This is a genomic window from Paenibacillus antri, assembly GCF_005765165.1.
In the GTDB taxonomy this organism is placed as follows: Bacteria; Bacillota; Bacilli; order Paenibacillales; family YIM-B00363; genus Paenibacillus_AE; species Paenibacillus_AE antri.
Map to the genome: position 1 here is coordinate 45,351 of NZ_VCIW01000027.1, position 25,829 is coordinate 71,179.

Here is a 25,829-nt window from a genome sequence, read left to right on the forward strand (position 1 = left end):
GATGATTCGCTAAGCATTGCGTATAACTTTCAGAGAGCAGGATCGTTACATGACAGGGATTAAAAAGGAACGTTACCGCTTCAGTGAAGCGCCGATTTGGGATATCCAGCGAAAATATTATGAAGAAAAAGGAACAACGGCCTGGAACAGAGGCCAAGTTCCTCAATACATCACGAGTAATCCGATGATCGCTGGCGCATATGCAGAGATGATCTTTGCGTTTCTTCAAGATCGGGCAATGAAGGAAGGTCGTTCAGAGCCTGTTTTCATTGTGGAGCTTGGAGCGGGAGCGGGACGTCTTGCTTATCATGTGTTGCATGAGCTGCGCCAGTTGAGAGACTATGCGGGTATACCGCTGCCTCCGTTCCGGTATATCATGACGGATTTGGCGATGAACAATGTCGAGGCGTGGAAGAAGCATCCCGCTCTACAATCTTTTATTGCCGAGGGGCTGCTGGATTTTGCGCAATTCGATGCAGTGCATGATACCGTATTGAGCCTCGTTGGATCAGGCGTAACCATTAGCGAAGGGGAGCTGACACAACCGTTAGTCATCGTTGCCAACTACTTTTTCGACAGTATTCCGCAAGACTTGATATATGTTGGCGACGGGCAAATTTATGAAGCGGATGTTGAAATCGAATATCCCGAACATCATGAAACCCTTACACACTCGGAATGGTTAGAGCGAATCGCTTTACGCTACGAGTACCGGCGGGCGCCCGAATACGAACAAGGAACCTATCCATACCGTGACGTCATTTCCGTATATCGGGAACAACTGGAAGACTCGCATATTTTATTTCCTAGCGCAGGGATCGCTTGTTTGGATCGATTAAATCAATTAACTCAGGCGGGATTTCTATTGATCACTGCGGACAAGGGAGACCATTTACTGGACAGCTGGACATTCGCGGAGCCACCGGAGTTGGTCCTACATGGAAGTTTTTCTTTAACGGCAAATTACCATGCGATTCGGCATGTCTTTGAACAAAGAGGAGCCGCGGCGTTATTCCCCCCGCATCATTATAAAAATATCAATGTCGGCTGTATTCTTCATTTGGATCAACCCATGGATTACCCGAATACGAGGTTAGCTTATCGTCGGCGTATCGAACGCTTTGGTCCGGACGAATTTTTTAGTATGAAGGAATGGGTTGACCGCAATCAAGATAGCATGGGACTACAGCAAATGTTAAGTTTTTGGCGTTTGGGCGGTTATGACGCGGAATTTCTCATTCAGAACGCGAAGCGGATCGCCAGTCTGCTGTCGGATGCCAACGATGAAGAAAAGCAGGACATGTTGAGAGGCATACAGCTGATGTGGTCGTCCTACTACGCTATGGAGCAGCGTTATGATCTGGCGCTTAATGCCGGATTTTTACTGTTTGAGATGGGCATGTACGAACACTCCAAGCCGTTTTTGGAAATGCCGGTAAATCAAGACCAAGATGAGGTCTTATCAACCGTATATTATTGCCTTGCCATTTGTTGTTTCGAGTTGGAGTTAGCCGAAGATGCCTTAAGGTACATAAGAAAATTATTAGAGATTGAGCCTGATCATGAAGAGGCATTGGCGTGGATACGCCGTTTCGAGTAACGGGAATCAAGCTCATCGCGCATCGACCGGTTTGGCCAGGAAATCGTACAATTGCTCCAATGCTTTATTCAAGTGTCGGTAATAAGTGGCCATAGACAGATTCAATCTCTCAGCGACTCGTGCATGCGGGCGAATCCCTTGAATGTACACATAATGCAGCAATTTTCCCCAAACCGCTTCGGGGTCGTCTCCCGTCGATAGGCGTTGGATCGCATGTGTTATGTCTTGCTGAATAGTAGGTCCCGAACTTTCACTAGACCCGTCAACGGTCAATCGATGCGGAAACAACCGACCGTACAGCTGGGCCATAGCCGGATTACGCGGGAGGTTAGGCAAATCTTTCAATAGTTGTTTTAACGCGTTCATGTCTCGTAACGGTTCGGATTGAAAAGAATCCCCTCCAACGGAGTGTTTCGTTAACAACCGATCAAGCTTCGTCAGGAAATCTTCTTGCGCGAGATCCAGTGAAAAACCGCGGTATTCCGTTCCATGTACGGTTATCGTATCGGCCCACGACGCCCGTTCGAATCCACACAATTCAAACAGGGGAAACCACTCTTTCAAGCAGGTAAGCGTCAGAATCCATTCCGCTGCGGAATAGTGGTCGAACATTGCATTTAGGATGAAAGCGCGCGCGTTCGTCTCAAGTTCCGGTTCAAGCCCGACCATACATGACAAGTAAGCCTTCGGAGCTCGTCTCCACCCCTGTAAGGAAGGGATGGAACAGCGGCGCGTCCGACAGTACGGACAACATACGATCATGCAACGGAAACATGCCGTAAAATGCAATCAGTTCATTTTGTCGCCAGATCGTGATGAAGGATGACGGGTCTGTCAGCCAAACCGAACGAATGATTCCTTCCATATGACGCTCCTCCGGGACCGAAGGAGCGATGAAATTCAAGTAGCGGATATACAAAGATTGGATAGCCGGTATGTCGCATTCCCGGCATTCACGCAGCTCTACGCCATCCGCTGGTCCTAAAAAACAAGTGCTTCGAACGAGCGGATGCTCGTGCAAATATAACTTATCCATACGTAATTTGGAACGCAAACGAGGATGCAACCGTTCTTCCGACCGAATTTGTTCCAGTGCTTTCCACCGCATTTGTTCATAGGTTTGCGGTTTTCGCCGGATCAAATCCTGTTGGGTCCAAGTCCTCACCGCATCATGGAGCATCCAGTAATCGCCCGCCAAAGTGATGAACGGCAATCGGACGAGCGAGCGGAAAGTTTCCGTCTCGATATCATCGTCGACAATGGAAGTAAGTCTGTCTTCGTTGAACCGCCACAGAACCGAAGCCGCTTCGAGTAACCGTTGTACGGAAGGCGGCAATCCCTGAATCAGTTCTTCGATTAACACAGTGATTAACTGGGTTTGTTCCCCGTGATCGAACCGCTCGAAGTTTCCCCGCAATAACACTTCCGCAGCCATCGTCATGGCAAGAGGAATACCCCCGGAAAATCGGAGTAACCGGAACTGCGTTTCCATGTCAAGGATTCCTCGTTTGCGAGCATATCCCTCTACCTCTACAGGCAGCAGGGACGGTAATGCGACGGAATATATCAGACTCGCCCAACCGGAACGCAGCCATGCTCCCATGAGAGGATACCGTCCTGCCGTGACGATGCGCACGGTGGATTTCAATTTACGCAGCCATTGCGAGAGCCACTCCTCGGTGTGACGCTATTCTTCGAATGCATCGATCAACAGGACGAAGTTGCAACCTGACCCACGGGAAAGCTGATTCAACCGCTCAACAATGACGTCCGGATCCGAATCGAAGTGATCGAATGTACCTATTTCCCCGAGTTGTACGGCCAACTTTTCCAATGCATCTTCCTTATTTCTGCCCCCATCTAAACTAAAACAAGGCATTCCTTCTAATTCCGAACGGAATCGCCTAAGCAGTGCGGACTTGCCTATGCCCCCCTGGCCATGGATGTGCAGCCACTGCCAATTCCAGTCGCCGGCGGCGTGGCTGAGCATGATCCTAAGTTCCTCGGTTCGTCCCACAAAACAAGCTGACTCGACATCCTTCAATTGTTCGTCCAGCCGCATTCGTCACAACCCTTTGGAAATAGAATACTTCCATTATATATGGATCGCCGCCCTTCCGATTCGTTTTTTTGAGAGTCTCATGAGATTGTTTTTGAGCGGTTCTATCGAGTACATTAATTTCTGAAACGACCCCGCGGTTAAACATGGAGGTATTCATGATAAAGAGGGATGTTTGGGGAAGGAGGAGTAATATGTCCGTTCATGAGGTAGAGCTGTCTTTGGATGGTTACCGTTATTTCGCTCGGCAGATCGACTGCGAGAAGGGCGAACAAGAGCCCATACTATTCCTAAGCGGAGCGTTTCAGAACATGGATGCCTGGGATAAGTTCGTACGCTACTTTAAGGATAAATGCGCTATGGTATTGATCGATCTCCCCGGAGTCGGCAAGTCCGATCTGCTCCCCGAAGAGTACGGACTGGACTACTTAGTGAGAGGGGTTGTCCAGCTTCTTGACCACCTGCGTATTGATCGGGTAAAAATTCTTTCGGCATCCTATGGCACGCCGATCGCCTACGAATTCGCGAAAAAGCGAACGAATCGGGTATCCCGCCTCATATTGGCCGGCATCATGAAGGAAATTCCGCCGGATTCGAGAGATAACGTCATAAGGACGGTAGAGCATCTACAACACGGCAGAACCGAGATGTTCGCCGACGAAGTGATTAACGGGTTAATGAACACCGATCCTTCGATCGAGATTAACCGGCGCAAGCTCGTTATCAAGCTCTTCAGAAGCCAACTGCTGCAGCTGACCCCCGATCTCGTCGAAAAGTACATTGCAAATACTAGACGGCTGCTGAATCACCCTCCGCTCCGCATCGATAACTCGCCCGACGTGCCCGCTCTGATTTTTACGGGAGAGCATGACCCGTTCACCAAACCGGAGTATTGCCGGGAAATCGCTGATTCATTCCGAAATTCTGCCTTCACTACGATCCGCCAAGCCGATCACATCTTTCATCTTGAGCAATTCGACACGGTCATCCAATTGTGCGATCGCTTTTTCTTTAAGAATGCGCTTGACGGTCTTCCCGGATGCAACTCGATGGAATACCGAGGAATATTAGGTGATGGGGGAGGCTCGTTTGACTGAGGAGCATGCGCAATCGAGCGGCGGCAAGGTAAGGTCGGTGGTCCGGATCGCATGGAAAACCGTGCGGGATTACTTGATTCCGGCGCTTTCCGAATCCTCATTCGGTTTAGCCCCGCCCAATGTACATACATTCGGGAAATAGCGGAATAGTAACCTCATAACACCATTATGGGGGAAACTGTATGCACCAAGGCAAAGTTGGAGTAGTGTTTTACGTATCTGTAGCAGTAGCGTCCTTATTTGTACTGTGGGGATTTTTGATGCCGGACCAACTGGCCGAGGTCGCCGCGAATGCGCTGGCCTTCATTACGAAAACCTTCGGTTGGTATTATCTTATAACGACTTTTTTGTTTCTCGTGTTTGCGCTTATACTGGCCTTTAGCCGTTACGGAAACATCAGGCTGGGCCAAGATGACGATGAGCCGGAATATCCTTATTTCACATGGTTGGCTATGTTGTTTTCTGCGGGAATGGGCATCGGACTTGTATTTTGGGGTGTGGCCGAACCGGTGTTCCATTATTTATCTCCCCCCGAAGAGGTTGAAGGCAGCACCCCGTTGGCTGCCCAGACCGCGTTACGCTACTCCTTTTTTCATTGGGGACTGCAACCGTGGGCGATTTATACAGTGAGCGCTTTAGGTTTGGCTTATGCCAGCTTTCGCAAGGGACGCTCAAATCTGATCAGCGCCACGCTGTACCCGTTACTCGGGGATCGGATCGACGGAGGACTAGGCAAGGCGATCGATAGCTTCGCCGTCATTGCGACAGTGTTCGGAGTAGCGACTTCTTTGGGACTTGGGGCTATGCAAATCAACGGCGGCCTTCATTTTTTGGTCGGCGTGCCGCAGACGATCCGCAGTCAGCTCCTGATCATTCTGATCGTCACGGTGCTGTTCCTGATCTCTGCATCGACGGGTCTCGATAAAGGAATTAAGTATCTGAGTAATCTTAACCTAGGTTTCGCCTCCTTGTTGCTGCTCTTCGTCATCGCGACGGGACCGACCTCCTTTATTATCGAAGCTTTAACGACGACGATCGGATCCTACGTTGGGAATTTGATTCCGATGAGCTTCCGGATGACTCCGTTTACGCAGCGTACCTTCGTAGGCGCATGGACCATTTTCTATTGGGCATGGTGGGTTTTATGGGCCCCTTTCGTAGGAAGCTTCATTGCTCGAGTCTCGAAGGGGAGAACGATCCGCGAATTCGTGACGGGCGTCTTGTTCGTACCGACGCTACTCAGCATGATTTGGTTTTCCACGTTTGGCGGGGCAGCCTTGCATCATGAAATGTTCGAGGGGCATAACATCTCGGAAGCCGTAAACGAGGACATGACTTCCGCGTTATTTGTTTTGCTTGAGCAACTGCCGTTAAGTTTGATTATGGTGATCCTTGCGACGCTTCTGATTATTACGTTTTTCATTACATCGGCCGATTCCGCCACCTTTGTATTAGGCATGTTGACCTCTAACGGTTCCAACAACCCGAAGCGGTCCATCAAGTTTATCTGGGGCATTCTCGTTTCCGCGATCGCCTCGGTTCTTCTGCTGAGCGGGGGTTTGAACGGCGTGCAGACGGCTTCCATCGTCTTGGCGCTTCCCTTCTCCGTGATCATGATTCTAATGATCGTCTCGATCAATAAGGCGCTTAAGGAGGAGGTTAAGGAGATGGAACGGAAGGAGAAAAGAAGGCTTCGGCGAATCGAGAAATGGATCGAGGAGGAGGGAGATCTGAGACAATAGTTTTCGGTCGTATTGGCCGGAAAGAGTTTCGATGATTGACCTTGTATCGTCATCGTAAACCGCCAGGTTTCCCCCTCGATGAAAGTTCTGGACGCCTGCAGGGATTCCGCGGCATCGTGGATGTTGGCATACGTGACGGTGTCGCCGTCAATCCAACGGTTAGGGGAATCGGCAAGGAAAGAAGAGGGCTGAAAACCTATCGATTAATCGGCGTACCAGTTCGACAGTAATTTCGACTATTTTCCTCACCTCTTCCTTTCACCTAAACCACCTCGAAGCGTAGGTTTCCTTATTTATTTCGCCAAATACCCGCTGCAACCCAGAGGCATCCAACGGCAAGAATCACCCCATGAGCGACTCGGATCGGCTGAGTTCCCAGAAACTGCGGAAGGTACATGAGAAAGCCGAAAGCGAAGGGGACGCCGCTCCATTGCGGCATTGTCCGAGATTTCCAAATGGCCATTGCAGCGATCACGGAACCGACGCCCACTAAAATGAGCCCTCCTAGGATCATGTAGAAACCAGGACCGAAGCGGATAACATTGGCGAGACTCATCAACTCGAGTTTATGCTGATGGATGACCTCCCGACCGATGGCGTTCAGTCCAAAAACCTCAGCCCCATAAAACGGAAGCGTCAAACCTGTCCCGATCATCGTTAGCACAAAACCGCGAAGCGCGAGTTTTTCTACAGAGGTGTCTTGCAGCGAAACGTAAAGACCAAACATCCCTAGCGTCATCAGTACGAAGGCTAGAATGGCCAACGTGTGCGATACGATCCATTCCGTTGAAGCGAACGCTGCAGCTCCGAACAGAGAGGTTTCGTCGGAAAAGGGGCGAAGGGAGGGATAGACGACAAATAGGATCCCTGAGATAGCTAGAGCGATAGCAGCCCTTCGAATAAAGAAAGGATTTGCCGTACGTCTTGAAACGGGTGGATAAAGGGCGGAGCTCTTTTCGGTACTAAGATGGATTTTCATGTAAATGCCTCCTCCAAAATAAACTAATTTGATTAGTATTATAACAAATCAAATTAGTTTTTCAACAGACCTCCTTATTATTTTTCTGTAAAGAATGAAAGATACCGTCGACGAATCGCTACGCAGGCAAATCGCCGACGATTGCCGCTTCCTGTCCGAACGAGGAAGTGTGATGCAGCGCCCGGCCTTCCTTCTACACCGGCTGTAATGATTTCTCGCGGTTCACATGATATCGCCCGATAGGCACCACGGAAGGCGAGCCCGAGACCGGATCTTCGATCACCGTGCAATCCAGTCCGAAAATGTCTTTAATCAGGCCGCTTGTAATTACCCTCTTCGGCTCGCCCTCGGCCACGAGCTTTCCTTGATGCAACGCGAAAATATAGTCTGCGTAACGCGCGGATAAGTTGATGTCGTGAAGCACCATCACGATCGTTGTCCCGCGTTTGCGGTTCAGATCCGTGAGCAGGTCGAGAATTTCCACCTGATAGGTGATATCCAAGAAGGTGGTCGGTTCATCGAGAAATAAGATGTCGGTTTGCTGCGCCAACGCCATGGCGATCCAGACGCGCTGCCGCTGACCGCCCGAGAGCTCGTCGATGCTCCGGTTGGCGAGCTCGGTAATATGCATGATTTCCATCGCCTCGGCGACGGCCTCGTAGTCTTTCTTCGTCCATCCGCCAAACAACGATTGGTGCGGGAACCGGCCGCGCCCGACCAAATCCGCGACGGAAATTCCCTCCGGCACGATGGGGGATTGCGGAAGCAGCCCTAAGATGCGAGCCAAGGCCTTCGGCGGAATCTTGCCGAGCGGCTCTCCGTCGAGGGCGATGCTCCCGGACGTGGGCTTGATCAGCCGGGCCAGCGTCTTAAGAAGCGTAGACTTGCCGCAAGCGTTCGCTCCGAGAATGATACTGATCTTATTGCTAGGGATCGTAAGGCTGATGCCATGGATCACCGTCTTCTGATCATAGCCCGCAACGATGTGCTGGGCCTCAAACCGATGCATCGGCTTCATTATAAATCTCCCTTTCGATTCATTCGGATGAGCAAGTAGATCAAATACGGCGCTCCCAGAATGCCGGTGATGACGCCAACGGGAAACCTGACCTCGAAAGCGAACTGACCGACGAGATCCGCCGCCAGCACCAACACGACGCCGACGAGTCCGGCCGGAATGGCGTTGGAGAAGCCGACGCCGACGAGTCGCTTCGCGATCGGTCCCGAGAGGAAAGCGACGAAGGCGATCGGTCCCGTGGTCGCCGTAGCGATCGCGATCATGCAGACGGAACTGAAGATCAGCGCGATTCTTGTCTTATCCGTACTCACGCCGAGAGAGGCGGCCGATTGCTCGCCGAGCTCCAGGATGCTGAGATGTTTCCCTAAGGCGACGACGATCGGCGCGAAGATCAATATCGTAATCATCAGCGTCGGAAGCTCGTGCATCTGGGAGCCGTTAAGACTTCCGCTCAGCCATCGGAGCGCGGCGGGAATATCCTGTTCCGCGCTGACCAGCAACAGATAAGAGATTACGGCGTTCAACATGGCCTGGATGCCGATCCCGACAAGAATTAATCGACCGATCGAAAAGGTTCTCCCCCTCGATAACGCATAGATGAGGAGGACGGTAATGAGCCCGGCGACGACGGATGCGACGGAGACGAACGTATCGCTCGTATGAAGAACGACGATACAGAAGACGGCCGCCGCGCTCGAGCCGGTCGTAATGCCGATCACGTTCGGGTTCGCGAGAGGGTTCCGCAGCATCGTCTGGAATGTGTTGCCGGCGATGCCGAAGGCGAACCCGGCGAAGAGACCCGCCAGCACTCTCGGAAGACGAATGGTTTCGATCGCGAAGCTCACGCCTTTGATCTGTTCGCCCGTAAGGGCTCGAACGATATCCTTCACCGGATAGACGGTGTTCCCAAGGTAAAGCATCGCGCAACAAAGCGCGCAAGTAAGTAAGCTAAGAATGCCGGTAACAAGCATCCAGCGGAGGCGTCTTTGACGTCTGCCCTCCATAATAAACGCAATCGTATCTGTTTTCATAATGAGCGCACTTTCGCTTTCATCGCTAATAGGATCAATAACGGCGCTCCGACGAACGCCGTAACGACGCCGACTTCAAGCTCTCCGGGACTGCCGAGGAGCCTGCCGATTACATCCGATAGCGTCAGAATGGCAGCTCCCGCGATCGCCGACATCGGAATAATGTAACGCAGGTCCGGACCGAGCATCAGGCGTACGAGGTGGGTGGAGAGAAGACCGACGAAGCCGATCGGTCCAGCCAAGGCCGTCGCCGCTCCGCATAAGAGAACGCCCGCGACGGCGGCAAACAATCTTAACACTCCCGTTCGAACGCCTAGCCCGGTCGCCGCTTCGTCGCCTAAGGCCAACGCATTGAGGGCCGGGGCGGTAAGGAACGCGATCGCGATGCCGACGGTAAGGAACGGGAGGAACGTGGCGATTCCGCTCCAGTCCGCCGAGCCGACGCTCCCCACTTGCCAGAACCGGAACTGATCCATGACGTAGGAGCGCGGGATCAGGATGGCGGTGACGAGGGAAGAGAGGGCTGCGCTCGTCGCCGCGCCCGCCAAGACGAGCTTAAGGGGCGTGGCGCCGCCACGCCCCATAGAGCCGATTCCGAATACGAACACCGCGGTAATCATTGCCCCGGCTAACGCTAGCCAAATGTATTGATTGGCGGTGCCGATGTTCAAAAATGCGATGCCGCACACAACGAACAGGGCTGCGCCGGTGTTCACGCCCAGAATGCTCGGGTCCGCGATCGGGTTGCGAGTGACCGCTTGCATGAGCGCGCCGGACGCGCCGAGCGCCGCACCGCAGCATAAGCTGAAGACGGTGCGCGAAATTCGCTTGCGGACGACGTCCGCCCCATAAGATTCTACTTCTGGGGAAAACAACCCCGCCACGAGATCGTCGAACCGCACCGGTCGGGAGCCGAAGACTAGAGACGCAACCGCGCACACGCCGAGCATGACCAAACAAAGGGCCAGTACGGCCGGGAAATGTCTCGGGATGTGGAGGCGCGGCTGCTTATGTTCCGAAACCGACCAACTATTCATTGAGCTTCTCGATAGCTCCTCCGATTAATTCCAAATACTCGTCGATCGTATACGCGATCGAGAGCGGATTCGGGTTGCCGGACGCCGCGAGCGGCGTGCCGTTGCCGATAAATACGACGGAGCCTCTTTGGATCGCCGGAATTTTGCCGAGCAGCGGATCCGCTTTAACGGCTTCGTATAAGCTGTCGTCCCCATACCCGATCAAAATATCGGCATCGTACAAGATGTCGGCGTTCTCCGCGCTGATCCGCAAGTTATAGCCGTTGGGATCCTCTATGGCGTTCAGCACGCTCTCGGGATATACCATGCCGAGCTCGATCAGGAACGCGCCGCGAGGGTCCGTATGCGTATAGATGTTGATTTTCGACATATCTTTCGCCGAGAAATTGGCGAAGGCGACTTTCTTGCCTTGCAGCTCCGGGTAGGCGCTCGCCTTTTCCTTAATCAGATTCTCGGTATCCTTAATGAGCTGTTCGCCTTCCGCCTTCATCCCCATGCCCGTTGCATTGAAGAGGACTTGCTCGCGCCACGTCGTGACCCAAGGGCTGGTTTGGTAAGCGACGACCGGAGCGATCTGGCTCAGAATATCGTAGTCTTCTTGCGTGATGCCGGAGTAGGCCGCGAGAATGACATCCGGATCGGCATCGGAAATCGCCTCGAAGTCAAGACCGTCCGTATCTTGGAAAATGTTAGGGTCGCTTGCGCCTAGCTCCTCTAGCTTCGCGGCCGTCCAAGGCAGCAGTCCGCTGTCGTCCTGAACGCCGTAATTCGCCGCCGAGAAGCCTACAGGTACGACGCCGAGAGCGAGAGCGACGTCATGATTCGCCCACTGAACGGTAACGACGCGTTCCGGCTTGCTTTCGATGACGGCTTCGCCGAAAGCATGCTTGATCACGATCGGATATTCAGAAGTTGCCTCTTCGGAAGCGGGGGGTTCCGTTGCCGGCTTTTCCGAGTTCGTCGTTTCCGTGCTGGCCGGAGCCGCCGCAGTCGGCGTCGCTTCAGGCGTCGAACTCGTCTGCGTGGCCGAGCAGCCAACGAGCAGCGCCATAGTTACGACCGAGATCAGTAATGTACGTAGAGAGAAGCTTCTTTTTCCATTCATTTGCAGACCCATCCTTATCTCAATTTGATTTTATAACTTCGAGCTTCGCCAACGAATGATAATCATTATCATTGATAATGATAATCATCCTCTTCCGGGTTGTCAACGAAAAAGTTTCTTCAAATTACCAGAGGAGGAGGAGGCGTTGCCTTGCCTCGGCAACTGGAGGGAATAAAATAAAGCGGCCGGGTTTCCGGCCGCTTCACGATATCTCTCGAACGAACTTCAGCGCATCAAACGTTCAGCTCCCGATTCAGGTACAGCATGTAAGTGGAAGCGGCCAATACCGCCGCCAGCCCGATGGAACCCAGGGCGATCCCCACGTGAATGCCATTGCCTTCTACGATGCGCGAATAGCTGAAATACTTGAACGGAGAAAGCAGATTCAGTATCGCAAGGCGATCTGTCACATCGGTAATTTTCGCGATGACGAAGGTGCCCAACAGGATCCCCGTGGCTGCGGAACCCGAGGTTTGTGGCCGCTTCAGCAGCGCCGATAACGCTGCGCCAAGCGTTAGGAAGATAAGCTGTACCAAGAACATACTCCCTAGAAACTGCACGATCTCCTTAGTAATATCCTCCCCCTGATTATAGGCAGCGACCATCAGGATGGAGGACAGGAGGGAAACGAGGTTCAGGATGACGACATTCGTTAGAGCGGCCAGCAGTTTGGCCGTGACAATGGTCCCCCGCGACACCGGTTTGACCATCAGGAATTCGACGGTCTTATCGCGCTCCTCCTTCGCGATGATTCCGCTCCCCAGCAGGACGGCGTGAATCGCGGCCGCCAGCTCGATATACAGAAACAGCATGGCGAAAAAACCGCTCATTTGCGCGACGTCGAACGACCCGATGCCCAATAAAGCCTTTAAGGTTTGCGGCAGGTTGTCAAACACGGCGCCGCCGGCTCCGCCGGCAGTATAAGCCGTATATTTGCTCATCCCGCTGACGACCAGCAAGAACATGCCTACGCTCCATATGATTAGGGATTTCCGGTGCGCCTTCAGTTCCCTCAGGAAAATATTCATCGCCAAGCCTCCCGATCGATGGATTCCGGTAAGCCGCTCAGCTTACGGAAGGAATATCCTTCTTCAAATACACGATATACCCCAACGCTACCGCAGCGACGATAACCACGGCGCTGGCAACGAGATAGGGCGTCTCGTATCCCGCATGGGCCAAGATGTAGGTAGTATTGAAATATTTAAAGGGGGAGAGAAACCGTGCCGCTCCTTCTTCTTTGCCGGCGGCGAGCAATGCTCCGATCATATACAAACCGAACACAACGCCCAGCGATAACGGAAGCACGCTGCGGAGCTTGGCGAAAAATACGGAGACCGCCATGCCGATGGCCAGGAACATCAGTTGGATGAAAAACAGGGTCAGGTTAATCAGAAAGAATAGGGTTTGGCTGAAATCCTCGGTTTTTACGCCGTTGGCGATGATCGACGCGGCTAGGTAAAAAACGGTGTCTACAGCGATTATGATGGAACATGCGGCCAGGAGCTTAGCGCTGACGATCGCAGCGCGCGAAACGGGCTTCACCAGCAGGAAATCCGCCGTTCTCTCCCGAGTTTCTTTGGAAAGAATAGAAACGCCGAGATTCATCGCCTGAATCGCCCCGCATAACGCAATAAAAGAGAATATCATGGAATATAATCCAAGGATGGAGGTGATCGTATCCAAATCGATGCCAAGCATCGCCCTGACTGTTTCCGGATAACTGCCGAGCAGATTTTTGAAATCTTCCGCGTCGCTCGCCAAGCTCGGATAGAGGGATAAATAAATAGCGGCTAAAGCGATCATGGCGCAGGTCCAGACGAGGGCGGATTTCCTCATGGATTTGAGCTCATGCATATACATATTCATGATGGATTAGTCCCCCTTCATGTAGTAATGCATGAAGATCTCTTCTAAATCGGGCTCCGCGATAGTAATATTGGTCAACTCGATTTCGGCAACCCTTCTCATGATCGCGTTGATGTTGCCTCGGAAGATGAAGCTAGCCGTATTGCCTTTCAACTCGATATTGCTGACCCCGTCCATCTCAAGGGCCGCTTTGGCGATCCCGGATTTGGCCTCGAGGCTGATTTTTTTGTAGCTGTTCTCCTGCAGGTCGCTTATCTTCTCCTGCTTGATGATCCGCCCATCTTTAATGAAGGCCACGCGGTCGCACATCTTTTGCACTTCGCTCAGGATGTGAGAAGAGAAAAACACGGCAGCGCCCTTTTGGTTTTCCTGCGCGATGAGCTCGAAGAACTTCTGTTGCATCAATGGATCGAGTCCGCTTGTGGGCTCGTCAAGAATGATCAATTTAGGCTCATGAAGCAGCCCCTGTACGATGCCGACCTTTTTCTTATTGCCGAAGGAGAGGTCGTCGATTTTCTTCTTCAGATCCAAGTCCATCATCTCGGATAGTTCCTTGATCCGTTTCATGCAATCCTTCTTATAGAAGCTCGCGGAATATTTCAGCAGGTCGATAACGCGCATCCCGTCATAATAGAAAACCTCCGAAGGCAGATAACCCAGCTCCTTCCGGATTTCGGGGTGCTCGCTGCAGCTCTTGCCGAAGATGGTCGCGCTGCCGCTCGTAGCATGAACGAGTCCGAGCAACGTCCGGATCGTCGTCGATTTTCCCGCCCCATTAGGACCGATAAAACCGAAAACTTCTCCGTGCTCCACCTTCAAATTCACGTCCGTAATCCCTCTGGCATTGCCGTATGTTTTCGTGAGAGCCTTCAATTCAATAACGCTCATAGTACGCCCTCCTCTTCGTTATCGACCGTCCGATCCCAAATATTCCGGCTTGTAAAAATGAGACTTCAGCATATCGATGCAACGGGAAAAATCGTTCGCGATGGCCCTGATATCGAGTTTGTCGTTCTTGGACATCTGACTCGCGCTTCCTTCCGCCATCCACGTCAGCATGCTTAACAGCAGATTCATATCGATGCCGTCCTTGAATTTCGATTCATCCACGCCGGTAAAGGCGATTTTGCGCCGAATCTCCTCCCCTGCGGCTAATATCGATGCAATGTCCTGCCGTACTTCCTCATTCGTTTCAAAATATACGTTCATTAAAAAGGCAAGGACGGCCGGATGCTTCTCGATCACGGCAACTTTGATCTCCGTGGCTTGTTTCAATCGATCGAAAAAATCCGTTACCATGCGATCGAACTTGGCTTCGATTTCATTCATCACTAAATCGCTGCAGTAGTTGATCAAATACAGATACAGCGCTTTTTTCGTGCCGAAATAGTGGAACACCATCGCTTTCGAAATTCCGGCCTTCGCGGCGATGTCGGAAATCGACGTCTTCTTGTAACCGTTCGTTCCGAAGCACACCAGCGCGGCATCGACAAAGCCGTGTTGCTTCTCGAGAGGGATGCTCAAAAATTTCTCCATAGGGTTCACTTCCTTGCGAGTCATAAACCGATTCGGTTGATAAAATCGTACTGCGATTAACCGATTCGGTCAATAGGGAAAATCACATGCTGGATAGGTAAGAAATATCCCGATCGTATAGGAGATCCTCCTCTAAAACCCGGGAAACGAAAACGATTAATCTAAGAGTAACGAAGAGGAGGAGGAGATAGGAATGTCGAAAAGTAACGTGAACGAGATCGAAGGCGTAGTACCGAAGCTGCCTAGAATTTTACTGACCATCCCGGCGGTTCTTCTATTCTTTATTGGACTATCCGGCGAGAACGGTCCTTTCGGTCCGGGTTCGGTCATTCACGCGTTTATGAGCTCGCAGGCTACCGATGAGGTGCTTCAGCTTCGAATGCAAGGCACCGCCGTCTTGGGGATGGTTCTGTTCAGCCTCTTTATTACGTACGGAGGATTTCGCCTCGGACAGCGTTGGGCTTGGTACGCGTTATGGTATTGGCCGGTATTTTTTATTCTGCACATTACGGCATTCGGGACGTGGATCCCCGATCTTCCATTGGCCATAGTATCGGGTATCGCTCTTCTACTGCCATATCGACGATTTTTTCCCAAGGAATCATGAACCTAGCTGTCGGAGATCGGATCTAACTAAGGGCCGGTGAGAGGATGAAAGCAAAAGGGAACGGAGATTCCGGATATGATCCATTTCGGGCACGCTTGATGAGCGCTGCCCCTTTTTTGTTGTTACGATGCGGGTTTGCAATGTTATTTATTCTTTCTTGCATTGTCATGACGGCTGAAGCGTGGGCCAAGGCTGAAATGTTACAGACGATATGCGGGGAGAGGAGCGGCACGTGCGTTCCCTTCCAACTGACTTCCGCCGAAGCCGATCGGCTGGTCGCCTCAGGACTATCCGTTCCTTTTTACGCCTATTTCAGCGCTGTTCTCGACGGGGTTCGATACATTGGTTTCTTGTCGATTGCGCTGCTCTTATTTTTGAAGAAGTCCAGAGATGCCATGCCGATGTATGCATCGTTTACATTAGCTGCGGCAGCCCCGATCTTCTCGCTTGGATACTTGGAATATACTTCGCAGACATTCCACGTCATCGAGAATTTCGTTTTCATTATCGGTTGGATTCTCATCATGCCATTCTTCTATTTATACCCAAGCGGTCGCTTCGTTCCGAAATGGACCCGGATTCTCTTCGTTCCATGGGCGCTTATCGCGATAGGGATGACGTATTTCCCGGGATCGGTTCTGGATCCCGGAAGCTGGCCCGGTTGGCTGGATGTGCCTGGTATCGTCTTCTTTCACGTCAGCGCGATCTTTGCTCAGCTGTATCGTTATCGGAAGCACTCCGACTTCCAAGAAAAACAACAGACCCAATGGTTCGTATTCGGAGCCGTCCTTGTTCTCGTCGGGATTCCGGCGATGGGATTGTTGGAGTTCATATTCGAATCGAATCCGACCGGTATATTATTCGCACAGCTCGGGCGTTCCGTCATTCCGTTGGCGCTGCCTTGCGCGATAGCCATCGGTATATTGAGATTCCGGCTTTGGGATATCGACATTTTATGGAGAAGAACCTTTATTTACGCGGGCATGACGATTTTCATCATCGCAACGTATGCATTAACAGCCGCAAGTATAAGCGAGTTGCTGCGGGTGCGCGATAATTTCTGGTCCTCATTGTTTGCGGCGGCGCTAGTAGGCATTCTGTTTCAACCTGTTCGGGAATGGGTGCAGAGAATCGTGAATCGATTATTCTTCGGAGACAGAGAAGAGCCCTATGCCGTCCTTGCACGCCTTGGAAAGCTGTTGGAGGGAACCTTCCACCAAGATGATGTGCTTCAAGTCCTTTGTTCGACGATCAGAGAAGCATTGAAGCTGCCCTATGCAGAGGTCTTATTGCAACAAGGCGACAGCTTCGTCACCGCGGCTTCTTCGGGAGTTCATAGTCCAATCGAAGTGAAGATACCGTTTTACCACGGCAAACAGCTTCTTGGCTTTTTGCAACTAGCGGCAAGAAGTCCCGGAGAAGGATTCTCTTCGAAAGATCGGAGCTTATTAGAAGACTTGGCGGGTCAAGCAGGCAAAGCCATCGCGAACGTAAGATTGAGCGAGGAATTAAAACAGTCCCGAACCGCCTTGGTCAAGTCCAGGGAAGAGGATCGTAAGCGACTGAAGCGGGACATTCATGACGGAATCGGTTCCAATCTGGCGGCCTTTCATATGCAAACTTACAACCTGATGAAATCTATAAGGAGTGATCCGGATAAGGCCGTAAGGATCGCGGAATTGCTGCGGCAGGAAATCAAGAGCACCATTATGGAGGTACGCCGTATCGTATATGACTTGAGGCCTCATGCACTGGACGAATTGGGACTCGTCGCTGCGATTAAAGCGTATGCATCGAATTTGACATTCGAGAACGATTCCTTACTCATTACGGTTGATGCCCCCGAGCCGCTGCCTGTACTGCCGGCAGCGGTCGAAGTCGCCGTATACCGCATCGCATCCGAGGCGTTGACCAATGTGCAAAAGCACGCGTCCGCCGATCGATGCACGGTTCGGATCCAAGTCGGCGAAGGGGTACGCTTGGAGGTTTCCGACAACGGGGTCGGAGTGCCGTCAACCTACGTTGCAGGAGTAGGGATATTTTCGATGATGGAGAGAGCTTCGGAAATCGGGGGAACTTTCGAGATGAGTTCCAAGCCCGGTAAAGGGACTCGAATCTCAGTTACAGTACCGACGACAGGAGAGATCAATCAATGACAGAGAAGATTCGTATTCTGATCGCGGACGATCATCCCTTGTTTCGAAAAGGGCTGAGAGCGATGCTGGAAAGTCAAGACCGGATGGAGGTCATTGGGGAAGCCGCGAACGGGGCAGAAGCTGTGGAGCTTGCCCTAGCGAACAAACCCGATGTCGTGCTCATGGACCTGCAGATGCCCGGAGGCGGGGGGATCGCGTCTACCCGACGAATCAGGGATGGCATGCCGTCGATTAAAGTGTTGGTGCTTACTTTATTCGAGGACAACGAATCCGTATTTATGTCGCTTCGCGCCGGAGCGTCGGGTTATATTCTGAAAGATGCGGAGGAAGAGGAAGTGTTCAGGGCCATACTTGCCGTTGCCAATGGAGAGGCCATCTTCAGCCCTGCCGTCGCTTCCCGCGTTCTTGCCTTCTTCTCCAATAAGCATATCTCGGCGCCGAAGGAAATCTTCCCCATGCTGACGGAGCGGGAGCGGGAAATTCTCGTACTCCTTGCGAAAGGGAAATCGAATTCAGGAATTGCAAAGGAACTCCGCCTTAGCGTAAAAACAGTCAGTAATTATGTATCCAATATATTCAATAAGCTGCAGGTAGCGGATCGTGCGGAAGCGATGCTGCGCGCGAAGGAAGCCGGATTGTAAAGTGGAAAACTTTGGGGGGCGCGATGCAATTGAACAAGAAGGTCTTGGAGCATGCGTACGAGGCGATCGGCCAAACGCCCATCGTGCGATTGAGTCGGATGACCCGGGACGTAGAGGGAGAAATCTTCGCCAAGTTGGAGTATCTCAATCCGGGCTTCAGCAAAAAAGGTAGAGCGGCGCGAGCGATTATCGAGGAAGCTGAAGCGAACGGACTGTTGTCGCCTGGGCAGACCGTCATCGAATTGACTAGCGGGAACATGGGGACCGGATTGGCCATCGTGTGCGGCGCGAAGGGGTACCCATTCGTGGCCGTGATGTCCAAGGGCAACTCGATGGAACGGGCGCGAATGATGAAGGCGCTTGGAGCGGAGGTAATCCTGGTGGATCAAGCCCCGGGCTCGATCGAAGGACAAGTGTCCGGAGGCGATCTCCAATTGGTCGAGCAGGAAACGCAACGACTGACGGTCGAGCGGAAGGCGTTCCGTGCCGACCAGTTCCATCGACAGGGCAGCGTGCATGCGCATCAATTCGGTACCGCCCAAGAGGCATGGGAACAAACGGAAGGGAACATCGATGCTTTCGTCGATTTTGTCGGAAGCGGAGGCACGTTCGCAGGCTGCGCGCGAGCGTTGAAAGGGTTGAATTCCAACATTCGCTGTTACGTGGTCGAGCCGAAAACAGCGCCCTTCTTGGCCGGACGGGAGGTATCGAATCCGAGCCATCGCATTCAGGGAGGAGGCTACAATATGGAGCTCTCCTTTCTAGACGATCGCTCGATCGTCGAGGACTACATTCAGGTAACGGACGAGGAGGCGATCCGGGTCGCACGCGATTTGGCCACTAAGGAGGGGATTTTCGCGGGTTTCTCCTCTGGCGCGAACGTTGCCGCGGCCCTTCAGTTATTAAGAAGCCGGGAGATTAAGTCGAATATTTTGGTCACGATCAATGACTCGGGGCTTAAATATTTATCGACCGATCTGTTTGACGCCGATGTGTAAACGTAAAGTTAAAAAATCAAAGTAAGAGCTTAAAGGTGTCGGGTTTTCGGCGGAAGAAAGTTTAGTACAATTTTAAATAGGAAAATTGAAGCCGTTTTCCATATATGAGTTGTACTAACGGAGGTAGGTCGAATGGAACGCCAACCCGAATTCGCGCACCGCATGTCGAGCAAGACGATCAAGATAGTGGATGGGGCCGGAAATCCCGTTGCCGGAACGGAAGTAACGATCCGACACACAAACCATAAGTTCTTATTCGGCTGCGGCATCTTCGATGCGATCCAAGTCGCGAATAAGAATGTTCCGGCGGACCGACTGGCCTTTCTAGAAGAAAAGTTGGATCTGTTCCTGGATGTCTTTAACTCCGCCACGCTGCCGTTCTATTGGGCAAGGTTCGAGCCGGAACAAGGAAAGCCGCTGACTCAAGAACTCAAGGCGGCCGCACGGTGGTTAAAGGACAGAAACGTAACCGTCAAAGGGCATCCCCTTGTCTGGCACACCTTAACCGCCCCATGGCTTCTGGATTTGAGCAATGAAGAGATCCTGAAAGCGCAGCTGGCTAGAATCGAGCGCGACGTAACCGACTTCGAAGGGTTGATCGATACGTGGGACGTCATCAATGAAGTCGTGATCATGCCGATCTTCGATAAATACGACAACGGGATTACTAGAATCAGTAAAGAGCTTGGCCGCGTGGGGATCATTAAAGAAATGTTCGCGAAGACGCGTCAATGCAACCCGGGCGCGACGCTGCTGCTGAACGACTTCAACACGTCGATAAACTACGAAATTTTAATTGACGGATGCCTGAACGCGGGCGTTCCCATCGATGCGATCGGGATCCAATCGCATCAGCATCAGGGGTATTGGGGACGAGAGAAGCTGGAGGAAGTACTAGAACGGTTTTCGCATTTCGGCCTTCCGATTCACTTTACGGAAAATACGCTAACCTCCGGTCATATTATGCCGCCTGAAATCGATGACTTGAACGATTATCAGATTCCCGAATGGCCGTCTACGCCGGAGTTCGAGGAACGCCAGGCAAGGGAAGTCGAAGAAATGTATACGATTCTATTCAAGAACCCGCGGGTCGAGGCCATCACGACGTGGAATTTCAGCGATGAGGGGGCTTGGCTCGGCGCTCCGGCCGGATTGGTAAGGAAGGATAACACCCCGAAGCCTTCTTATGAAGTTCTAAAGAAACGGATCAAGGGCGACTGGTCTACGAATGTGACGGGGAGGACCGATGAGGACGGAATCATTACGTTCGAAGGGTTCCTCGGCGATTACGATTTGATTTGCGGAGAGAAAAAGGTTAGTTTTACGGTTGAGAAGGATGCCGAACTGGAGAGATTGGTCCTTCTAGCCGAGGGTATGTAAAATCGACAAATCATCGTCACTCCTCACCGCGAAAAGCCAGGGCCATCCGTATTGCCGGATGGCCCTTAGATCAGATCTACCGATGGTGCAGGACATACCTTCGTTGCTTACTCCATCCTTCGCAGTTCGTCGAACCAAGCTTCGAGCTCCTCGTCTTTTTCTTTCCGGTGGACGGAGACCGCTTCGGCGGGGGAAGGTTCGGAAGCGAGCGACGGACGGCGGGCGATCCAACCCGCAGAGAAGAGAAGGACCGCGTAGATCGCATATTGGATGCTATTGGACATATAGAAATTCGCGATATCGAATTCATTTCCGCTCGAGACAAGCTGTCCCGAGGAGGTAACCTCGGTGATATACCGATAGCTGTGATAAAACGCCCATGCTGCGTAGACGGTTAGCAAAGCGGACAAGCTGTAGAGCGCAACGCTGAACATCGGGACATGCCTCTTCGCCACGCAAAACCCTCCTATGTTCGAATTATTTCGCGGCTTGCGATTTGATCAGCGACATTTTCCCGTCGCTGATACCAAGAATGACGTCCGCGACGGAGGTCACCTTCTTGGAATGGGTGACGATGATCACGCATTTCCCTTGCGCATGAGCAAGAGAGGTAAGGAGATGCAAGATGTCGGCCTCCGTCTCCGTATCCAAATTTCCGGTAGGCTCGTCGGCGATGAGGATGTCGGGATCGTGCGACAGAGCTCTAGCGATGCCCACGCGCTGCTGCTCGCCCCCGGACAGCTTTAGCACCCGTCTGTCGGCGGTATCGCGGTCGATCCCGACCTTCTCCAGCAGCGCATAAGCGTACGCCGTTTTATTCCGCTCCGGGCTGCGGCTAATATTCATGGAGAGCACGATATTTTCGACGGCGGTGGCATTGGTGATCAGGTTATACGCTTGGAAAATGACGCCGATGCCTCGAGCCCGATACTCGTCGCGGTCGACCGTCTTCAAATCCGTTCCGCGATACAGGATCGTTCCGTTCTTGCATATGTCGAGTCCTGCGATTAAGGACAGCATCGTCGATTTGCCCGAGCCCGACTTGCCGACGATCGTATACACCTTGCCCGCTTCGAATTCGGCGCTGACGCCTTGGAGTACGTTCTTCTTCGCGCCTTCGTATTTGTAGAACACTTGATTCAATGACAACACGCTCATCCTCGGCACCTAATTCCTCTCCATAAGAATCTTGATCGGTTCGTATTTGGTAATTCGGCTGATGGATATCAATCCGGCCAGCGACGCCAAGAGCAGGGCGATTCCGACGATTTGGAGCGTCGTGTCGAGTCCTAGGGTAATATCGAGTCGGCTTAACGGCTCCGCGTCGGATGCTGCCGGAGTGACGGCGGGCCGCATCATCATCATGCCTCCCGCCTGGACTTGCGCGCTTTCGGAAGCCTCCGCGGCTTCGATCTGGCCGGCCAGCAGCGCGTCGGTGATCGGCTGCGCCGCCAGACTGCCCGCGCCAAGGCCGATCGCGAGACAGACGCAGGCGATCATCAGCACCTCGGACCATAACCCGATCGCGACCTTCGTCTTCTTCAAGCCCATCGCGCGCAGAACGCCGATTTCATATTTGCGTTCCCGGATCGCGATCGTGGATAGAAGCACGAGGATGATGCCGCCGAAGAGGAGCACGACGATCATGAACGTTACGGCGATGCCCTTGAGTCCTTCTACGGGGCCGACGATTTTATTGTAGGAAGCCTCGTCCGTCGTCACGTCGAACGTTTCGGCCAGACCTTTGGCGTATACTTCCGCGGCGAACGCGTCCAGCATGCCGGGCTCCTTCAAATAATAGGTCGCCTCGATTCGGATCCCGTTCATGTCCGGCTGGATCTGCTGCACGACCGTTTCATAAGTCGCGAGGAGTTCGTTGCGACGATTCGTGAACGCGTTCTGCCTTGCGCCTTCCGCATATTCATCCGTCGCGTCATAGTAGGTACCTACTACCGTCAACTCGTAAGAAGTATCCGCGCGCGTGCCTTCCTTCATGTTGGTCAATTCGCCGTAGAGCGACAGCTTGTCTCCGATCCGGATATCGTTCGCCTCCGCCAAATCGGTGCTGACGATAATCTCGTTCAGCCCGGCGGGCATCGTTCCTTCCGCCAGCTCGCGCGTCCCCTCTTCGAATTCGGAAAATCGGTTCCCCAATAGGCTCAACATGAACTGCATCGGCGGATTGTCCGTCATGGCCGGTCCGGCCATCATCATGCCGCTGCCGGCTCCGAGCTCCGCGTCGACGGCGGCGATCGAATCGCTGTTTACGCCGGTTCTGGCCGAATAGACGCTGTTTAGCAAATATTCCGACTCGCCGAAGGCCATGTATTGCTCGGCGGGGATCGAGGGAACCGTCATCATCACTCTGCCGTTCGCGCTGTTCGCCATCGCTTCTTTGCGGATCTTCTCCATATCGGGCTGCAGCCGAACTTCGGCCCCGAACCGTCCTTTGTAATCGTCGATGATGCCGGAGGCGGCGTCGCTGATCATCAGCGCGATAACGGAAGCGACGATGACGGCCAGAAGGATGGCGCCGATCAACGTATTTCGGCCGCGGTTCCTCAGCACGTTGCGGAAGGCGTTGGTGAATAGGTACATCGTAATCGACTCCTTATAAAAAAAGATTGCCGATGAGCCATGGTTCTCATCGACAATCAGCATACCTGTCCAATCTAACTTTCATCTAACCTTAAAGACGGCAAGTCCATGCGAAATCGGACGCCCTCGACCGTGTTTTCAAGCGCATAGGGAATGCCCATAAACTCCAACGCTTTCTTCACGAGGGCCAGACCTAATCCGCTCCGTCCCTGTTCGCGGCTTCTCGATCGATCTTCGCGATAGAACGGCTCGAACAGCTTCGGCAAGAGCTCCGGGGAGATGCTGACGCCTTCGTTCAAGACGCACAGACGAATCCCGCTCTCCGATTCGTTCGCATATACTCGAATGCGTCCTCCGTCCGGCGTATTTTGAATCGCGTTCAGCATGATGTTGGAGAACGCCTTGCCGAACAGCTTGGAGTCTATCGTACAAGAAAGCTTCTCCGGGACATCGAAATCCACGGTTTGCTTCTTGGCTTCCGCAATAGAGAGGCAAGCGGGCAGGTTGGCGGCGAGGTATCGCGCAAGACAAACCTGTTCCTTCCGAAGAACGAGCGTATGATTATTCAACGCCACGATCTCTAAGATTTCGGACACGAGCTTGTTTTGCTCCTTCATCATCTTGAGGCATTCGCGCAAGGTATCGGGATATTCCGAAGGCTCGATCACCTTCTCCAGCATGCCCTCCAATAACGCGCTAGTCGCGGCGATCGGCGTCTTTAACTCATGGGAGGCCGCCGAGAAAAAATAGCGTTGGTTCTCTTCCATCTCCTTCTCCCGTTCGACCTCCGTCTCCAGCTGACGAATCGTCGACTTCAAAGCCTTGTACATCTTGTACACATCGTTCGCGAGCTGACCGATCTCGTCCTTGCGCGCGGCCGGGGGCGGAGGGACCGATTCCAATAACGACATCCTCCGGGTGTCTCCGGCGATGTTCCGAATCGGTTCGGCGATCCGATAAGCGAATAGAAACGCTGCCGCAACGCTCGCCGCCAGGAGGAGCAGGAAAGCGACGAACGTCCTTTCGAAGAACTCCCGGTAGATGGAGGCTCCGGATATCGTGCCGCTCACCTGTAACTTCACATCTCCGGAAAGCAGGGTGATGAATTGAACTTTCTCCGACGAAGCGGAGGGAGAGAGAAGAAATTTTCCCGTCGTATGAAACGACTCTCCTCTCACGACTTCGGGGACGTCGGGCAATCGCAAATCGGGAGGGGGCATGTCGAATCGATCCGTTCGGTATAACACCTCCCCGTCGGAGGACATTACCGAAAACTCGAAAGACGCGTTCGTCTCATGGAATCGTTGCGCGATTCGGACGATGTCGTCTTCGCTTTTCCCCTTAGTCTCCTGAATGAGCGTTTGGAACACCTCCGCGATCTGCTCGCGCTGGGTCGATCCTACGACGGACTTGATCTGATCGGCGAAAAATACAAGCATCACGGAAATGACCAGAAGGAGGATCAGCAGCGTATAGAAAAATACTTTCCCGAATATCCCGAACAGCCTAGGCTTCACCGGCGGATTCCTCCAAACGGTAACCTACGCCTTTCACGGTCTTGATGAGATGTTCCGGCAGCTTGTCGCGCAGCTTCTTGATGCTTGCGTGAACGATTCCCTCGTTGCCGTCGAAATCATATCCCCAGATTCGGGTCAGCAACGTCTCGCGCGGGACGATTCTTTCTTTGTTCATCACGAACAGCATGAGAATCTCGAATTCCTTCGGCGTCAGAGCGATCGCTTCGCCGGCGTACGTAACGCCGTAGCTTTCCGGATAGAGCGCCAGCTTGCCGAAGCGGATTTCCTTCTTCAGGATGCCGCTTCGGCGAAGCAGGGTTTCTACGCGTTTCACGAGAATCGGCAGGGAAAACGGCTTTACGACGTAATCGTCGACTTCGTTCGCGAACGCGGCGAGTTGATTGTCTTCGTCTCCTAACGCGGACATGATCAGGACCGGCGTATCCTGCGTCTTCCGCAATTCCTTCAGCAGCTCTTGTCCGTTCATGCCGGGCAACAGGATGTCCAGCAGCACCAGATGATACTTTTTATTGCAAAGCCGCTCCAAGGCCAACGCTCCGTCCGAACAGGTATCGACCGCGTATCCCTCTCTGCGGAGAAATTTGCCGACCATCTCGCGGATGTGGACATCGTCCTCGACGACCAACAGTTGAATCTCCATAGCAAGGCCCGCCTTTTCGAAAAAGGATATGACCTATCGTAACACGGGTATCTAACCTGAATCTAACCGTGCGATCGGGAAGAAAAAGAGGCGCCCCGCCATGTGAACTGTGACCCGTAAGATGGACACTTTGAAAAAAGTGACCCTCTTACGGGTCATTTGTGTTTTAATCAGACTACACGAGGATGCGGGGCTGAC

Annotated in this window: 25 protein-coding genes; 8 read left to right on the forward strand and 17 right to left on the reverse strand. The window is 52.7% G+C overall.

All coding sequences use genetic code 11. The features are described 5' to 3' along the window. Positions 1-49 precede the first annotated feature (49 nt). Positions 50-1,600, forward strand: coding sequence for an SAM-dependent methyltransferase (locus tag FE782_RS28290; protein WP_138197713.1), 1,551 nt, complete (start codon positions 50-52; stop codon positions 1,598-1,600). A 12-nt stretch (positions 1,601-1,612) separates the two neighbouring features. On the opposite strand, the gene FE782_RS28295 is transcribed toward FE782_RS28290, so the two are convergent. The 3 genes from FE782_RS28295 to FE782_RS28305 all read right to left on the reverse strand — a co-directional run bounded on the left by FE782_RS28295 (position 1,613) and on the right by FE782_RS28305 (position 3,662). Then, the gene (locus FE782_RS28295) at positions 1,613-2,269 is read right to left on the reverse strand and encodes a hypothetical protein (protein WP_138197714.1); all 657 of its coding nucleotides are present in this window, start codon (positions 2,267-2,269) and stop codon (positions 1,613-1,615) included. Beyond that, positions 2,256-3,092 (reverse strand): hypothetical protein, encoded by an 837-nt coding sequence (locus tag FE782_RS28300; protein WP_138197715.1) that lies wholly within the window; start codon positions 3,090-3,092, stop codon positions 2,256-2,258. Before FE782_RS28300 ends, FE782_RS28295 begins: the two co-directional genes overlap by 14 nt. Before the next feature lie 195 nt (positions 3,093-3,287). Continuing rightward, positions 3,288-3,662, reverse strand: coding sequence for an ATP-binding protein (locus FE782_RS28305; protein WP_138197716.1), 375 nt, complete (start codon positions 3,660-3,662; stop codon positions 3,288-3,290). Positions 3,663-3,853: 191 nt separating this feature from the next. Here FE782_RS28305 and FE782_RS28310 point away from each other — a divergent pair, with 191 nt between their 5' ends. Beyond that, on the forward strand, positions 3,854-4,756 hold the full coding sequence (locus FE782_RS28310) for an alpha/beta fold hydrolase (RefSeq protein WP_158299596.1): 903 nt from the start codon (positions 3,854-3,856) through the stop codon (positions 4,754-4,756). Between the two features lie 182 nt (positions 4,757-4,938). Next, positions 4,939-6,498, forward strand: coding sequence for a glycine betaine uptake BCCT transporter (locus tag FE782_RS28315; protein ID WP_138197718.1), 1,560 nt, complete (start codon positions 4,939-4,941; stop codon positions 6,496-6,498). Positions 6,499-6,787: 289 nt separating this feature from the next. Here the strand turns inward: FE782_RS28315 and FE782_RS28325 are convergent, their stop codons facing one another. The 9 genes from FE782_RS28325 to FE782_RS28365 all read right to left on the reverse strand — a co-directional run bounded on the left by FE782_RS28325 (position 6,788) and on the right by FE782_RS28365 (position 15,073). Beyond that, positions 6,788-7,477, reverse strand: a complete 690-nt coding sequence (locus FE782_RS28325; protein WP_138197719.1) for a hypothetical protein — start codon at positions 7,475-7,477, stop codon at positions 6,788-6,790. A 193-nt stretch (positions 7,478-7,670) separates the two neighbouring features. Beyond that, positions 7,671-8,495: an ABC transporter ATP-binding protein gene (locus tag FE782_RS28330; RefSeq protein WP_138197720.1), complete on the reverse strand. Its 825-nt coding sequence runs from the start codon at positions 8,493-8,495 to the stop codon at positions 7,671-7,673. Then, positions 8,495-9,526 (reverse strand): FecCD family ABC transporter permease, encoded by a 1,032-nt coding sequence (locus FE782_RS28335; RefSeq protein ID WP_138197721.1) that lies wholly within the window; start codon positions 9,524-9,526, stop codon positions 8,495-8,497. The genes FE782_RS28330 and FE782_RS28335 overlap by 1 nt, the downstream gene beginning before the upstream one ends. After that, positions 9,523-10,563 (reverse strand): FecCD family ABC transporter permease, encoded by a 1,041-nt coding sequence (locus tag FE782_RS28340; protein ID WP_138197722.1) that lies wholly within the window; start codon positions 10,561-10,563, stop codon positions 9,523-9,525. Before FE782_RS28340 ends, FE782_RS28335 begins: the two co-directional genes overlap by 4 nt. Beyond that, positions 10,556-11,668 carry an iron-siderophore ABC transporter substrate-binding protein gene (locus FE782_RS28345; RefSeq protein WP_238392695.1) on the reverse strand — a complete coding sequence of 371 codons (1,113 nt, stop codon included), beginning with the start codon at positions 11,666-11,668 and terminating at the stop codon, positions 10,556-10,558. The genes FE782_RS28340 and FE782_RS28345 overlap by 8 nt, the downstream gene beginning before the upstream one ends. A gap of 233 nt (positions 11,669-11,901) precedes the next feature. Next, positions 11,902-12,696: an ABC transporter permease gene (locus tag FE782_RS28350; protein ID WP_138197724.1), complete on the reverse strand. Its 795-nt coding sequence runs from the start codon at positions 12,694-12,696 to the stop codon at positions 11,902-11,904. 37 nt (positions 12,697-12,733) lie between these two features. After that, positions 12,734-13,537: an ABC transporter permease subunit gene (locus tag FE782_RS28355; RefSeq protein ID WP_138197725.1), complete on the reverse strand. Its 804-nt coding sequence runs from the start codon at positions 13,535-13,537 to the stop codon at positions 12,734-12,736. A 6-nt stretch (positions 13,538-13,543) separates the two neighbouring features. Further along, a complete protein-coding gene (locus FE782_RS28360; RefSeq protein WP_138197726.1) occupies positions 13,544-14,425 on the reverse strand; it encodes an ABC transporter ATP-binding protein in 882 nt (293 codons plus the stop codon). An 18-nt stretch (positions 14,426-14,443) separates the two neighbouring features. Then, a complete protein-coding gene (locus FE782_RS28365; protein WP_138197727.1) occupies positions 14,444-15,073 on the reverse strand; it encodes a TetR/AcrR family transcriptional regulator in 630 nt (209 codons plus the stop codon). Positions 15,074-15,266: 193 nt separating this feature from the next. On the opposite strand from FE782_RS28365, the gene FE782_RS28370 reads away from it, so the two are divergent. From FE782_RS28370 to FE782_RS28390, 5 genes are all read left to right on the forward strand, one after another. Beyond that, positions 15,267-15,680, forward strand: a complete 414-nt coding sequence (locus FE782_RS28370; protein ID WP_138197728.1) for a hypothetical protein — start codon at positions 15,267-15,269, stop codon at positions 15,678-15,680. Between the two features lie 44 nt (positions 15,681-15,724). Next, positions 15,725-17,836 (forward strand): sensor histidine kinase, encoded by a 2,112-nt coding sequence (locus FE782_RS28375; RefSeq protein ID WP_138197729.1) that lies wholly within the window; start codon positions 15,725-15,727, stop codon positions 17,834-17,836. Beyond that, complete coding sequence (locus FE782_RS28380) at positions 17,833-18,477, forward strand: response regulator (protein ID WP_138197730.1); 645 nt, start codon at positions 17,833-17,835, stop codon at positions 18,475-18,477. Before FE782_RS28375 ends, FE782_RS28380 begins: the two co-directional genes overlap by 4 nt. Before the next feature lie 29 nt (positions 18,478-18,506). Further along, complete coding sequence (locus tag FE782_RS28385) at positions 18,507-19,475, forward strand: PLP-dependent cysteine synthase family protein (RefSeq protein ID WP_238392696.1); 969 nt, start codon at positions 18,507-18,509, stop codon at positions 19,473-19,475. Positions 19,476-19,607: 132 nt separating this feature from the next. After that, complete coding sequence (locus tag FE782_RS28390; RefSeq protein WP_138197732.1) at positions 19,608-20,855, forward strand: endo-1,4-beta-xylanase; 1,248 nt, start codon at positions 19,608-19,610, stop codon at positions 20,853-20,855. A gap of 107 nt (positions 20,856-20,962) precedes the next feature. On the opposite strand, the gene FE782_RS28395 is transcribed toward FE782_RS28390, so the two are convergent. The 5 genes from FE782_RS28395 to FE782_RS28415 all read right to left on the reverse strand — a co-directional run bounded on the left by FE782_RS28395 (position 20,963) and on the right by FE782_RS28415 (position 25,631). Beyond that, the gene (locus FE782_RS28395; protein ID WP_138197733.1) at positions 20,963-21,310 is read right to left on the reverse strand and encodes a hypothetical protein; all 348 of its coding nucleotides are present in this window, start codon (positions 21,308-21,310) and stop codon (positions 20,963-20,965) included. A gap of 22 nt (positions 21,311-21,332) precedes the next feature. After that, a complete protein-coding gene (locus FE782_RS28400; protein WP_138197739.1) occupies positions 21,333-22,013 on the reverse strand; it encodes an ABC transporter ATP-binding protein in 681 nt (226 codons plus the stop codon). A 9-nt stretch (positions 22,014-22,022) separates the two neighbouring features. Beyond that, on the reverse strand, positions 22,023-23,453 hold the full coding sequence (locus tag FE782_RS28405; RefSeq protein WP_158299597.1) for an ABC transporter permease: 1,431 nt from the start codon (positions 23,451-23,453) through the stop codon (positions 22,023-22,025). 74 nt (positions 23,454-23,527) lie between these two features. Then, positions 23,528-24,970 carry a HAMP domain-containing sensor histidine kinase gene (locus FE782_RS28410; protein ID WP_138197735.1) on the reverse strand — a complete coding sequence of 481 codons (1,443 nt, stop codon included), beginning with the start codon at positions 24,968-24,970 and terminating at the stop codon, positions 23,528-23,530. Continuing rightward, positions 24,960-25,631, reverse strand: a complete 672-nt coding sequence (locus FE782_RS28415; RefSeq protein ID WP_138197736.1) for a response regulator transcription factor — start codon at positions 25,629-25,631, stop codon at positions 24,960-24,962. The genes FE782_RS28410 and FE782_RS28415 overlap by 11 nt, the downstream gene beginning before the upstream one ends. Positions 25,632-25,829 lie beyond the last annotated feature (198 nt).